Source organism: Agriterribacter humi (genome assembly GCF_009192765.1).
In the GTDB taxonomy this organism is placed as follows: Bacteria; Bacteroidota; Bacteroidia; order Chitinophagales; family Chitinophagaceae; genus Agriterribacter; species Agriterribacter humi.
The window spans coordinates 80515-94152 of sequence record NZ_VOHQ01000008.1 but is presented as its reverse complement, the minus strand read 5'-3'; the positions used below and the strand labels follow the sequence as shown (position 1 = coordinate 94152).

Below are 13638 nucleotides of genomic sequence, written 5' to 3'. Positions count from 1 at the left end.
GCGACTTAAATCTGCTAAAACCGAAAACTTTTCCAGCTATATTTGCACCAATAACCAAATAAAAAGATTCCGGATGAAAAATATAGCAACACCAAAAGTTCTTTTGATCTTTAGCTTCTTATTTTTGTCAGGAAAAATTATTGCCCAACGAACCTGCAACTGTCTTGAGAATTTGGATACACTCATTAAAAAAACAGAACTGAATTATGTTGGTTATCCTGACAAGGTTACAAAAAAGTCACAATCGCAATACAAACAGTTGATTAAAAAGCTAAGAGCAAATGCCATAAAACGATCCGATCCGCAAAAATGTTTTTCCATACTGAAAGAATATGTTGGCTTTTTTTACGACAAACATTTCGATCTTGAATATAGCGTAACCGATACCGCCGCATTTGAATACAGCAGCCTCACAGAGTCTGGTTTTGTAAAAACTTTCGCCAATAAAAAAAGAGAGGCTATAGAAGGACTATGGATCAGTCCTGATTCATCTGTGAAGATGGCTGTGTACAAGGTGGATGCGACAACCTATAAGGCGGTTATTGTGCAGAGTAGTGATAACAAACTCCGGACCGGACTCGTGTATTACACCCTTACAAAAGATAAGGATGGGTATACGTTTAACAGGTACGATTGGTTAACACCCGATTTTCCGGTTAGGCAACATGGCGGACTGTTACACATCTGGAACTTTGAGATATGGGGCAAAGTATACCCCGATGCAATGACTTCTGACGAAAGATCCGAATTGCTTACCTGGCGCCATTACAATTTTGGGCTCAATTGTAAAAAGCTTGATGATAATAATGTGCTGCTAACCATTGGGTCGTTTAATCATGACGATAAGGTAAAAGAGATCATTCAGAAAAATGACTCCCTGATAAGGAGCACAAAAAACCTTATTGTGGATTTAAGGGGAAACGGCGGCGGCAATACCGGTTGGGTGTATCTCCTACCTTATTTTTATACCCAACCTATACAGCAGGGGCATACCTATTTGAGATTATCTCCGGAGAATATCCAGGCTAATCTTCCCGGCATTAAATGGATGGCGGAAAACCCCTCAACAGATCCTGCATGGAAAAAGTCTTACACTCCAGAATATCTTGCAGCTTACAAAAAAGCCTATGAAGAAATCCCCCATTCGAAAAATACATTTTACACCCTGCCAACTATGACATTATATGCAGATTCGATATTAAAAACACCTCAAAAAATTGCCTTAATCTTTGATGATCTTGGTGGAAGTTCAACAGAGTTTTTCTTTTATATTTCAAAGCAGAGTAGCAAAATAGTAAGATATGGCGAGCATACTTTAGGTATGATGGACTATATGGGAATATCCCAACAAACAAAATTGCCTTTTGATGATTACTATCTTTTAATCCCCGACAGGAAGTCTCCCTGGACAGATGCCGCGCCGACAAACAAAACCGGCTTTATACCTGAGAGTGATCTATCTCATTTACCGCATCATCAGTGGATAGAATATATAAAAGCTGACTTAGAAAAAGAGTAAGGATCTCAATATGGAGCCAAAAAGAGGAGTTGTCTGTATGAGCTTTCGTATCAATTCCAATCAAATCGGAAATGAATTTTTGATAGGAGAATTTATCTTTTTCAAACACCAATGTTTTGGGTCCCAACGGGTCTCCACAGCAAGGCAATTGTGAGAAGAGTGCCCCCAGGCGAATCCTTCAGTTCCAGGGTCTGCTACCCGCAATGGCTTTTCATGAAGACCGCAGCGCGACTTAATAAACAAAAAAAGCGCTACCCAAAAGGATAACGCTATGCTATTAAAATGACACTGCATTAAGAAACGGCAGTCTTTCTCTTCTCACCGGAAGACGTTGGACCGGAACTCTCATTCCTGAACGCCACGGTATTATCAAACACATCTACTAAAACAGGGTTTGTTTTATCAATATCACCTGCCAGTATTCTTTTACTTAACTGGTTCACAATTTCTTTCTGTATCAGCCGCTTCAATGGCCTGGCGCCAAATTGCGGATCATAACCGTTTTCGGCAAGAAAGTCGACCGCATAATCGGTGAATTCTAGTGTAATGCCGTTCAGCGACACCAGGTTTTTTAAATGGTTGAGCTGTATATTGATAATGCCACGTATTTCGCTCTTCATCAGCGGCTGAAACATAATGATATCGTCAATCCGGTTTAAAAACTCCGGGCGAATGGTTTGCCGCAGTATATTCAACACTTCACGTTTGGTATTCTCAACTACTTCTTCCTTATTGCTTTCGGTTACGTTTTCAAAATTATCCTGTATTACCTGGCTGCCCATATTGCTGGTCATGATGATAATGGTGTTTTTAAAATTCACCACGCGGCCTTTATTATCTGTTAAGCGGCCATCATCCAATACCTGCAGCAACACATTAAACACATCGGGATGCGCTTTTTCTATCTCATCTAATAATACCACGCTGTAGGGTTTGCGCCTGACGGCTTCGGTTAACTGGCCGCCTTCATCGTAGCCCACATACCCCGGAGGAGCGCCCACCAAACGGCTAACGGTGTGCTTTTCCTGGTATTCGCTCATATCAATCCGCGTCATCATATTGTCATCATCAAACAGGTATTCTGCCAATGCCTTTGCCAGTTCAGTTTTTCCCACTCCTGTGGTGCCCAGAAATATAAACGAACCTATTGGTTTTTTGGGATCATGCAATCCTGCACGGCTGCGGCGGATGGCATCTGCAACGGCGGTTATCGCTTCCTCCTGCCCTATTACCCGCTTGTGCAATTCATCTTCCAGATTCAGCAGTTTTTCTCTTTCAGTCTGCAGCATCTTACTCACAGGTATACCTGTGGCTTTAGCTACCGCTTCGGCAATATCTTCCGCATCTACCTCTTCCTTTAATAATCTTTTTTCAGGAGCCAATTCATTCAACTCTCCGGTAAACTGCTCTATCTTTTTCTCTTCTTCCTGAATTTTTCCATACCGGATCTCGGCTACCCTTCCGTAATCGCCATTGCGTTCTGCTTTTTCAGCCTCTGTTTTTAATGCTTCAATGCCCGCTTTGCCGGCCTGAATTTTTTCAACAAGCTCTTTCTCCTCCTGCCACTTGGCTTTCAGCGTATCCCTTTCCACACTATGCAGCGAAATCTCTTTTGCAAGCGCTTTCAGTTTCTCTTCATCATTTTCCCGCTTAATGGCTTCCCTTTCAATTTCAAGCTGGCGAATCTGTCTTTCCAACTGATCCAGCTCTTCCGGCATGGAATTCATTTCGAGACGCAGCTTTGCAGCGCTCTCATCAATCAGGTCAATGGCCTTATCAGGCAAAAACCTGTCGGAGATATAACGGTGCGAAAGCTCAACCGCAGCAATAATGGCCTGGTCCTTAATGCGCACATGATGATGGGTTTCATAACGGTCTTTAATACCCCGTAAAATAGAAACTGCATCTTCCACACCGGGCTCATCAATCAACACTTTTTGAAATCTTCTTTCTAAAGCTTTATCCTTTTCGAAGTATTTCTGGTACTCATTTAAAGTTGTGGCGCCTATGGCTCTCAATTCGCCCCTTGCCAATGCGGGTTTTAAAATATTGGCCGCATCCATCGCGCCCTCACCGCCCCCTGCACCAATAAGCGTATGTATTTCATCAATAAAAAGAATGATCTGCCCATCGCTTTTTGTAACTTCATTGATCACACCTTTCAGTCTTTCTTCAAACTCCCCCTTATATTTTGCACCGGCAATCAATTGCCCCATATCCAAACCATAAATAATTCTACTTTTCAGATTTTCCGGTACGTCGCCATTTACAATACGCATGGCCAACCCCTCTGCTATGGCTGTTTTACCAACGCCGGGCTCGCCCACAAGCATCGGGTTGTTTTTATTCCGCCGCGAAAGAATATGTAATGTTCTTCTTATTTCTTCATCTCTGCCTATTACCGGATCTAATTTCCCCTGCCGGGCCAATTCATTTAAATTCCTTGCATACTTATTCAGTACATTAAACTGGGTTTCCTGTGTTTGCGAAGAAATGGTAGACCCTTTTCGCAAATCCTTAATAGCGGCAATTAAGCCCTTTTCTGTTAGGCCCGCATCTTTAAGCAGCTTTGCGCTATTATCGGTTCCCTGCAAAATAGCAAGCAGGATATGTTCCACACTTACAAACTCATCGCTAAAGGTTTTGAGCAAGGCACCGGTACGCAGCACTACATTATTGGCATCGCGGCTAATAACCTGGGCCGGCTCTCCGCCCTGTACTTTCGGCAATTTATTAATGCTCTCGTCTAATTTGCTTTCAACAAAATTTACATTCACATTATTCTTCTTCAGCAAAAATTCAATAGGCGAATCATCATCACTGAGCAAGGCCTTGAGAAAATGCTCAGTTTCAATATTCGCGTTATTGTTATTGAAAGCAATCTGCTGCGATTTAGCCATCGCCTCCTGTGCTTTAATGGTGAAATTATTTAAGTTCATATTTTAAGTTTTCCTTTATTCGTTTTCAAATAACTTTAACCTCTGTTGCACAAAACACAATCCAAAAACAAAAGACAGCAATTATGTCATATAAAGTTATATCAACCTGCCTGTATTTCAGCTTATTAGGGGTTTTCATGTTATTCTTACAGCCTGTTATGGGGCAGTATAATTTCGCTGGTGTGGATGATATGCTACAAAAAAGCGAGAAAGCTTTAGGCAGGCATGCAGTTGCATTGGTTTGGAAGGATGGTAAAATCGTTTACAAAAAAGAAATTGGTGAGGATTTTAATGCCAAAACACAGGTGGCTATTGGCGCCAGCGGTCAATGGCTTGTTGCTGCCGTTTCCATGATTTATGCGGATGAAGGCAAGATAACATTAGACACGAAAGCCGGTAAATTAATTCCCATTCTGGCTAAGTATATGAAAGGGTATATCAATTTAAGGCATTGTCTTACACATACTACAGGTTTGGAAGCCGAAAAAGGTGGACTGGGCAAATTGCTGCCCAAATCAAAATTTGAATCCCTGGAAGAAGAGGTGGATTTTTTTGCAACGAAAAGAGAAATTGTAACCAATCCGCAAACTGAATTTTTTTACAGCCATGTTGGGATGAATATAGCGGGGCGCATGCTGGAAGTGGTGAGCCGCAAAACCTTTGACCGTGTGGTGCAGGAAAAGCTGCTTCGCCCTTTAAAAATGAGAACCACTACTTTTTTTAATTACGACAATTTATATGTAAATCCTTCTGCGGGAGCACAATCTACCGCCAATGATTATATGAACTTCCTTGTAATGCTGTTAAACAACGGAATGTTTGAAGGTAAACGGATCATGAGTGAAAAAGCCATTGAAGAAATGGAAAAAGCACAGTTCGCAAACCTGCCGGTTAAGTATACCCCAAAAGGAACAGAAGGCCTGCACTACGGCCTGGGCGCCTGGCTAATGGAAGAGAATGCTGAAGGTAAAGGCACGGTAATAAGCGGCCCTTCTTTTGTGGGCACCTGGCCCTATATTGACCGCAAAAACAATTATGCCGCCATTTTATTTGTAAAACCGCAGTCTGACGAGCAGGGAAAAGAAATGTATACCCAATTTAAAGCCGCCGTGGATGAGGCTGTCGGGGGGAAGTAGGGTGTTACAGGGTACAGGTTTCAGGGGGGTAATCAGTTGTGAGACTCCCGGTTTGAAATTTGAGATACAAGACCTGCCCGTGCGGCAGGCGGGTTTGAGATTGCATTTTCCTTCGAATTTAGCATTTGAGATTTATTTGGTTCTTATGATTTGTTTTGGGGTTCTTCATCAAACTCCTACTCCTGTTTAATAAATCTCCACTCTCCTTCCCGCACAGAAAGTGCATATACAGCACTATAGATATAGCGCGCCACTTTTTCAATCCCTGCAACATTGATGAATACCGCATCATCGGCGGGTGTATGATATTGCGGATGACCGCCTGTATGCAGTCCGATGCATGATATACCCTTGCGGTAAAAAGAAACATGGTCCGACCCTCCTACTCCCCCGGCATGCACAACCAAGTTTAGTCCTGAACCTTCACCCAGGCTTTTCATAAAATCCACTCCTCCCGGGAAAGTACCGGCGCCACCCATATACAATTGATTTTCGGCATTCAGGTGTCCTACCATATCCATATTGAGCATTACTTTTATGGCAGATTGTGGTACCGGAAGATGCGCTGCAAAATATTGCGATCCCAGCAAACCTTCTTCTTCCGCCGCAAAAGCAACCACAATTACGCTGCGTTTTAAATGTTTTTGATTGCGTTGCAAAGCCTTTGCTATCTCCAGCAATGCGGCTGTGCCCGAGGCATTGTCGTCTGCACCATTGTGTATAGCAGTGGTATCCGGCTTTAATGAACCGGTGCCAAAACCGCCATAGCCCAAATGATCGTAGTGAGCACCGAGAACAATATATTCATTTTGCAGTTGCGAATCACTGCCTTTTATTATCCCCACTATATTTTTAGCAACCACTTTTTGCGGTTCGATATTTACCGAACCCGATAAAGGCTCAGCAGACAAATAATAGCTCTTATCATCACCAGTTGCCCGTGTAAATAATTTCGCCTGCATTTGCTGCCATGCCATTCGCGTAACCTGTATAACGGGAATGGCTATAGGCTTATCCTTTCTGGGACGCAGGCGTACCAGCACATCTTTACTATCCACGCTATCGGGTGAAATTAGTATTACACCAGCTGTGCCATGATGCATCGCTTTTACGCTTAACGCATAATCCGATAAACTGTCTGTTGCAGGGGCTGCTGTTTTATGGCGCCAGAGTACTATCCAGTATGGCTTTTCATGCTGTTGCACATCAAAAGCAATAGCGTTATCACCCGCAAACAATATGGGAGCTTCTATCTTAGCAGAACCTGAAAAAGGAAAAATGCTGTATTGCTTATTCAACAGCAGGCTTTCTACGCTGGCTGCGCGGATAAAATTACTGCCCTCTGGGGCATCCAGTTTAACGATCACATCAAATGGCTGATCGTATCGCTCAGGCAGTGGCTCTACACCCGATTTTGAGAAAGCGGCTTTGATGTATTGCCCGGCCAGGCTGCCTTCCTTCGTTCCGGGCCAGCGGCCCTGAAATGCATCAGACGACAAATATTCAATATGCTTAAATATATTTTTGCCCTTAATGGAGGTCTGCGAATAAACAACTGAATAAAAAAACAAGGAAATGAACAGCAAAAAATATTTCATGCTTAAACGAGAATATATGAAGGCATTGACGATGCCAGTGCGATATTTTAAATTTCAAATCTCAAATCACAAATCTCTTACAACACCTGTATCCCCGCATTAATGTAGGGCTGTAAAAGCGGATTTTCGGGGGGTAATTCGGTAGCCAGTATATCAATCTGGTGTAAGCCACAAACCCTTAAAGGCTGAACCGTATTTACCTTTTCGGAAATGGTAAGACAAACCGTTTTTTTTGCCGACTCAATCATGGCTTTTTTAATTTGTACCACTTCCCAGTCGCTGTCTGTAACACCATGTTCAATATCAATTGAGTTAACGCCCAGCAGGCAAATATCTGCTTTGATCTGGCGAATCGTAGCAATGGCATCTCCGCCTACCGTAATCTTTGAGTTCTTGGAGAGCTTATCACCAACAACAATTACATCAATATTCGGATGATTGGAATATTCAAGTATGGCAGGTATGCTGCACGATACAAAAGTAGCTCTCAACTGCATCGGTAATATCCTTGCCAGCTCTACAATGGTGGTTCCCCCGGTAGTTAATATGAACATGCCGTCCTGTATAAGACTAAGCGCTTTGGTGGCAATAATTTTTTTATGCGTATGAGAATATATCTTTTCGGAAGGATACCCTACATGACTGAATGAGCAGGATAATGCGCCGCCATGTACTTTAATGATTTTGCCTTCATCGGATAATTCCTGGAGGTCACGCCGGATCGTATCTTCCGATACTTTCATTTCTTCACTTAAACCTGAAGAAAGCACTTTATTGTGAATATTGACCTGGTGAAGGATAAATGCCTGTCGTTCGCGTTTGAGCATTTTTTAAATTTGTTTCTGCCCAAAAGTAAAAGAAATAAATACAAAAAATCTTAAATCAGAAATCTTAAATCTTAAATTCGTTTGATATATCCTTTTGGTTATCTGCCCTACAACTGATATTTTTGCTCTCCTCAAACCAAGAAAATAAGATGGCAAACCGTGTTATACAATTTCGTGAAGCTTTACGGGAGGCGATGAACGAAGAAATGCGCCGTGACGAAAGGGTTTTTTTAATGGGAGAAGAAGTAGCAGAATACAATGGAGCTTATAAAGTAAGCCAGGGTATGCTCGATGAATTTGGTCCCAAAAGAGTGATTGATACCCCTATTTCTGAACTGGGCTTTACAGGCGTGGCTGTAGGCGCAGCGCAAAACGGACTTCGCCCGATTGTGGAATATATGACCTGGAATTTTGCGGTACTGCCGCTTGACCAGATTCTAAATACGGCTTCCAAAATGTTGGCTATGAGTGGCGGACAGGTAGGTTGTCCTATTGTTTTTCGCGGACCCAATGGTTCCGCCGGTCAGTTGGGTGCACAGCACTCCACGGCATTTGAAAGTTTATATGCCAATATACCAGGACTAAAGGTGATCTCTGTTTCAAACCCTTATGATGCCAAGGGATTGCTAAAGAGCGCTATAAGAGATGATGACCCTGTTATTTTTATGGAAAGTGAAGTTATGTATGGCGAAAAAGGGGAAGTTCCCGAAGAAGAATACCTGATACCAATTGGCAAGGCCGATATAAAGCGTGCCGGAACGGATGTTACCATAGTTTCGTTCAATAAAATGATGAAGATAGCACTGGGCGCCGCTGAGGAATTGGCAAAAGAAAATATCAGTGCAGAAGTAATTGATCTGCGCACCATTCGCCCGTTAGACTGGCACACCGTTTTTGAATCGGTGAAGAAAACCAACCGCCTGGTAATTGTGGAAGAACAGTGGCCATTTGCTTCCGTATCATCCGAACTGGCATACCGCATACAAAAAGAAGCATTTGACTATCTGGATGCACCTGTTCGCAGAATTACAAGCGCCGATGCACCTATGCACTACGCGCCCAACCTGGTGGCTGCTTACCTGCCGGATGTTCCCCGAACAGTAAAGCTGGTAAAAGAGGTTATGTATATAAAAAAATAACCGTCTTTCTGGATTCAGAAAACATATTATCCCGGAGTTCAGCGCTTCGGGATTTTTTTTGAATAATTTTGATACCGCAATGAAAAAAAATACATACCTCATCCTCCTCTTTATATCACTATCTGCTGTTGCGCAGCAAAAAGTGCCGTTTACAAAACCTGATACCGTTCAGCTCATGACGGAAGTAGTAATTAAGGGCTTTGAATCCGATAAGCGCCTGCTGGAAACCCCTGTGTCGGCGGGGACTGTTAGCCGGAGGGATATACAAAGATTTTCCAATGCATCACTGGTACCAGCAATAAACATTGTTCCGGGCGTTAGAATGGAAGAGCGGTCGCCCGGCAGCTACCGTTTAAGCATCAGGGGCAGCCTGCTTCGTTCGCCTTTTGGAGTTCGGAATGTAAAAGTGTACTGGAATGATATACCTTTTACAGATGCAGGCGGAAATACATATTTCAACCTGGTTGACCAGAACAGCATCAGGCTAATTGAAATATTGAAAGGACCGGCAGGAAGCATGTATGGAGCCAATACCGGTGGAGTGGTTATACTTCATTCGGATGAACCACCCCTGCAGGAAAATATTGCTCAGAAACATCATTTCCGGGCCCAGATTAACGGAGGCTCATACGGACTGTTTGGTGAAAATGTACAATGGCAGTACCAGGATAAAAACATCAGTTCATCACTAACCCAAAGTCACCTGCAATCCGACGGATACAGGCAAAACACCCGGTTGCGCAGGGATGTACTGCAATGGAACGGATCGGCACGGTTATCTGAAAAGGATAAGCTTGACTGGATTTTGATGTACGCGGATATGTATTACCAAACACCGGGCGGATTAACCTTGCAGCAAATGCAGGCCGATCCCCGACAGGCCAGGCCGGCTACCCCAACTGCGCCGGGCGCTGCAGAACAAAAAGCCGCCATTTATAATAAAACACCTTTTGCCGGATTAAGCAACCAGTATAAATTCAATAAACACTGGAGCAACACCACTTCCCTGATGCTGGCTTATACCGATTTTAAAAATCCCTTTATTACCAATTACGAAGCAAGAAAGGAAACCAATGTGGGCTTACGCACCAAAATGGTATATCACACTGTTACCGGCAGGCACGATTTGAAATTTATTGCAGGCATGGAGTGGCTGTATAATTATTCAGCTATCAATAATTATGGCAACCAGCGGGGCAATGCGGATACCATTCAGTTCAGAGACAAAATTTGGGCAAGACAACTATTACCTTTTTTACAAGGCGAATGGCAGTTGGGCAAAAAATTCCAGTTGCAGGCAGGCTTAGGCACCAATTTCTTTGTTTACCACTATCAGCGTCTTACGGATCTGGATGATTCGAAGAAGAAAAAGAGACTGGATGAACAGTTATTACCCCGGGTGGCAGGATTGTATCGCATAACAGACAATGTATCCCTGTATGCATCTGTCAGCAAAGGATTTTCGCCTCCTGCCATAGCAGAAGTAAGACCGTCTGAAGGGAGTTTTTACAGCAACCTTCAACCCGAATACGGATGGAACCGTGAAATAGGGCTTCGCGGGAAGCTTTGGAAGAATCGTTTGCTATTTGATATTACAGCTTACCATTTTAAACTGCAGGACGCTATTGTTAGAAGGATCAATGATACAGGTGCAGAATATTTTGTAAATGCCGGGGGAACCGATCAAAAGGGAGTGGAAGTATTTACCGAATATATCCTGGTGCAAAATAGCGTTACGTTTGTACGAACCGCAAAACTCTGGACGAGCATTACACTGAATGATTTTTCTTTTACGGATTATTCCATTGATGATAAGGATTATTCGGGGAATGCCTTAACAGGTGTGGCAAAAACGATCTGGTCGGGCGGCTTTGATATGAGCACTGCATACGGGTTGTATTTAAACACCTCATTTACCCAAACTTCAAAGCTTCCTTTAAACGATGCCAATGGTTTTTATGCCCCCTCTTACCAGGTGCTGCTGGCCAGGCTGGGCTGGAAAAAGGAATTCAATGCATTTTCTATTGAACTTTTTACAGGAATAGACAATGCATTGAACCAGTTATACAGTTTGGGAAACGATATTAATGCCTACGGCAACAGGTTTTACAATCCCGCTCCCGGGCGAAATTATTACGGAGGGCTAATTGTAAATCTGTAGTAAAAATTTAAAATATTGAAGCTAAAGAAGATACGCCTACTGCAAAAAGATAACATAATCCCATACAAAAAGCAGCTAACAAACCTAATTTAGTGATCAATTTCCAGGTAGGAACTTCAACGGCATGATTGGCTTTAATTACTTGAGTTTTCATGGATGATTCATTTAGTTTTACAGGATAATGATTAATTAACGCAAATGTAGCTGTGAATGGTATGAAGTGCAAGGTTTTTAAAGAAAAACATCGAATGCATTATTGAATTTTAGCATTTGATAAAGGGGTGAAGTAGTGATTAGTGGCAAGTGATAAGTGGTTAGTGCGGTGAGTGTGAAACCTCAACCTCCAACACTGCAACCTGCAACATTGTACCCTGAAACCTGAGACCTGAAACCTGAAACCTCTCATAATTCCTTATTTTTGAGCAATTAAAAGTCATTCTAACTATGTCGAACATTCTGATCATTGACGATGAAAAAGCGATACGTAAAACTTTGGGAGAGATCCTTTCCTACGAAGGATATAAAATAGATGAGGCCGGTGATGGCGAGGAGGGACTGAAAAGGTTTAAAGAAAAAAGTTACGATGTAGTGCTTTGTGATATTAAAATGCCAAAGATAGACGGCATTGAGTTTCTGGATAAAGCCAGCGAAATAAATCCTGATGTTCCCATTATAATGATATCCGGGCATGGCACCATTGAGACAGCAGTAGAAGCCGTAAAAAAGGGAGCATATGATTATGTTTCAAAACCGCCCGATCTGAACAGGCTGCTGATCACCATTCGCAATGCAATGGATAAAACCGACCTGGTTACCGAAACAAAAGTGCTTCGCCGGAAGGTAATTAAGGTAGAGGAAATGATCGGAGAATCGGCCCCGATTTTGAAAATCAGGGAAACCATTGATAAAGTAGCGCCAACAGATGCAAGGATAATGATCATGGGTGAAAATGGTGTGGGTAAAGAATTGGTGGCGCGCTGGATACATGAAAAAAGCAGTCGCAACAAGGGTCCGCTCATTGAAGTGAACTGTGCCGCCATTCCCGGAGAACTCATCGAAAGTGAATTATTCGGCCACGAAAAAGGCTCCTTTACTTCGGCAGTAAAACAACGCATAGGGAAGTTTGAACAGGCACATGGCGGAACCCTCTTCCTGGATGAAATTGGGGATATGAGCCTGAATGCGCAGGCTAAAGTATTAAGAGCTCTGCAGGAAGGAAAAATAACCCGGGTAGGCGGAGATAAAGATATTACTGTAGACGTAAGGGTAATTGCCGCTACCAACAAAGACCTGCTTCAGGAAGTGGATGAAAAACAATTCCGTCTTGACCTTTATCATCGCTTAAGCGTAATCATCATACATGTTCCTTCGCTTAACGACAGAAAAGATGATATTCCGTTACTGGTGGAAAAATTTCTTACAGATATATGCGCCGATTATGGTATTGCCCCAAAAGACATAGACGATGATGCATTAAAAGCATTGCAGGAAAACAACTGGACTGGCAATATACGCGAACTGCGAAATGTAGTGGAAAGGCTGGTCATTCTTTCCGGTAAAAACATCACCACAGAAGATATAAATAGTTACGTACTTCCTGGTAAGTAAGCCTTGGTTTGAAAACAATATATTGCATATGTGGTTTAGGTTCCGATGAAAGGATCTTCAGCAAGCTGAACTGGGGTGGCAAAAATGTGCATTATTTGCATTGGCTCATGCCCGGGCGCGGGGAAGATCTTACAACGTATGCCCGGCGTATGAGTGAAAGGATCACAGAAAAAGATGCCATCCTGGTAGGGGTTTCTTTTGGAGGGATATTAAGCATAGAGATTGCCAAGCTGATAGAGATTGAAAAAGTAATCCTCATCAGCAGTGTAAAAACGCATCATGAAATTCCACGGTGGATGAAGGCTTCCGGTAAATTAAGCCTGGATGCCATACTACCCAAAGGCCGCCTTCATGCTGTTCGACCGTTAAAATTATTTTCGCCTGTTGAAAATTATTTTTTGGGCGCCGTAACAGAAGAAGAAAAAAAGTTAGCCCACGAATACAGGAAAAACATAGACCCCCATTACCTGAAATGGTCCGTTCACCAGGTATTGAACTGGAAAAACGAATGGATACCCGAAAACCTGTTTCATTTACATGGCAGCAACGATAAAATATTTCCATGCACGCTGGCACATCCAACGCATACCATCGCATCGGCCGGGCATTTTTTAGTGTTTCAGCATCCCAAAGAAGTATCCGATATTTTGAATGATATTATTTAACACGCGGCATAGCCGTTAAGCTTTAATTAACAAAAGAAGGATTTCA

At 42.7% G+C, this 13638-nt stretch carries 10 protein-coding genes; 6 read left to right on the top strand and 4 right to left on the bottom strand.

The genetic code is table 11. The annotated features are described in order from the left end of the window. Positions 1-73: 73 nt before the first annotated feature. A complete protein-coding gene (locus FRX45_RS14500; protein WP_193311708.1) occupies positions 74-1519 on the top strand; it encodes a S41 family peptidase in 1446 nt (481 codons plus the stop codon). 293 nt (positions 1520-1812) lie between these two features. Here the strand turns inward: FRX45_RS14500 and clpB are convergent, their stop codons facing one another. Next, positions 1813-4458, bottom strand: a complete 2646-nt coding sequence (gene clpB, locus FRX45_RS14495; RefSeq protein ID WP_152269162.1) for an ATP-dependent chaperone ClpB — start codon at positions 4456-4458, stop codon at positions 1813-1815. An 83-nt stretch (positions 4459-4541) separates the two neighbouring features. Here clpB and FRX45_RS14490 point away from each other — a divergent pair, with 83 nt between their 5' ends. Continuing rightward, positions 4542-5594 carry a serine hydrolase domain-containing protein gene (locus tag FRX45_RS14490; protein WP_152269161.1) on the top strand — a complete coding sequence of 351 codons (1053 nt, stop codon included), beginning with the start codon at positions 4542-4544 and terminating at the stop codon, positions 5592-5594. A 176-nt stretch (positions 5595-5770) separates the two neighbouring features. Here FRX45_RS14490 and FRX45_RS14485 read toward each other — a convergent pair whose 3' ends face one another. Together FRX45_RS14485 and FRX45_RS14480 are read right to left on the bottom strand one after the other, a co-directional pair. Further along, entirely contained in the window at positions 5771-7192 is a 1422-nt protein-coding gene (locus FRX45_RS14485; protein WP_226805395.1) for a M20/M25/M40 family metallo-hydrolase, read from the bottom strand. A 77-nt stretch (positions 7193-7269) separates the two neighbouring features. Next, entirely contained in the window at positions 7270-8019 is a 750-nt protein-coding gene (locus FRX45_RS14480; RefSeq protein WP_152269160.1) for a DeoR/GlpR family DNA-binding transcription regulator, read from the bottom strand. A gap of 149 nt (positions 8020-8168) precedes the next feature. On the opposite strand from FRX45_RS14480, the gene FRX45_RS14475 reads away from it, so the two are divergent. Together FRX45_RS14475 and FRX45_RS14470 are read left to right on the top strand one after the other, a co-directional pair. Beyond that, on the top strand, positions 8169-9158 hold the full coding sequence (locus FRX45_RS14475) for a pyruvate dehydrogenase complex E1 component subunit beta (RefSeq protein WP_152269159.1): 990 nt from the start codon (positions 8169-8171) through the stop codon (positions 9156-9158). Between the two features lie 79 nt (positions 9159-9237). Next, positions 9238-11319 carry a TonB-dependent receptor gene (locus tag FRX45_RS14470; RefSeq protein ID WP_152269158.1) on the top strand — a complete coding sequence of 694 codons (2082 nt, stop codon included), beginning with the start codon at positions 9238-9240 and terminating at the stop codon, positions 11317-11319. Positions 11320-11326: 7 nt separating this feature from the next. Here the strand turns inward: FRX45_RS14470 and FRX45_RS23315 are convergent, their stop codons facing one another. After that, positions 11327-11473, bottom strand: coding sequence for a hypothetical protein (locus tag FRX45_RS23315; RefSeq protein ID WP_193311707.1), 147 nt, complete (start codon positions 11471-11473; stop codon positions 11327-11329). Between the two features lie 290 nt (positions 11474-11763). Between FRX45_RS23315 and FRX45_RS14465 the strand changes: the two genes are divergently transcribed. Beyond that, positions 11764-12927, top strand: coding sequence for a sigma-54-dependent transcriptional regulator (locus FRX45_RS14465; RefSeq protein WP_152269157.1), 1164 nt, complete (start codon positions 11764-11766; stop codon positions 12925-12927). Between the two features lie 8 nt (positions 12928-12935). Continuing rightward, complete coding sequence (locus FRX45_RS14460; RefSeq protein ID WP_152269156.1) at positions 12936-13592, top strand: alpha/beta hydrolase; 657 nt, start codon at positions 12936-12938, stop codon at positions 13590-13592. Positions 13593-13638: the final 46 nt, after the last annotated feature.

What these genes read in the sequence shown, in the direction of transcription:
- FRX45_RS14500 (WP_193311708.1), top strand. Translation starts at nt 74, where the DNA reads ATGAAAAATATAGCAACACCAAAAGTTCTTTTGATCTTTAGCTTCTTA.
- FRX45_RS14490 (WP_152269161.1), top strand. Translation starts at nt 4,542, where the DNA reads ATGTCATATAAAGTTATATCAACCTGCCTGTATTTCAGCTTATTAGGG.
- clpB (WP_152269162.1), bottom strand. Translation starts at nt 4,458, where the DNA reads ATGAACTTAAATAATTTCACCATTAAAGCACAGGAGGCGATGGCTAAA.
- FRX45_RS14480 (WP_152269160.1), bottom strand. Translation starts at nt 8,019, where the DNA reads ATGCTCAAACGCGAACGACAGGCATTTATCCTTCACCAGGTCAATATT.
- FRX45_RS23315 (WP_193311707.1), bottom strand. Translation starts at nt 11,473, where the DNA reads ATGAAAACTCAAGTAATTAAAGCCAATCATGCCGTTGAAGTTCCTACC.
- FRX45_RS14485 (WP_226805395.1), bottom strand. Translation starts at nt 7,192, where the DNA reads ATGAAATATTTTTTGCTGTTCATTTCCTTGTTTTTTTATTCAGTTGTT.
- FRX45_RS14475 (WP_152269159.1), top strand. Translation starts at nt 8,169, where the DNA reads ATGGCAAACCGTGTTATACAATTTCGTGAAGCTTTACGGGAGGCGATG.
- FRX45_RS14465 (WP_152269157.1), top strand. Translation starts at nt 11,764, where the DNA reads ATGTCGAACATTCTGATCATTGACGATGAAAAAGCGATACGTAAAACT.
- FRX45_RS14470 (WP_152269158.1), top strand. Translation starts at nt 9,238, where the DNA reads ATGAAAAAAAATACATACCTCATCCTCCTCTTTATATCACTATCTGCT.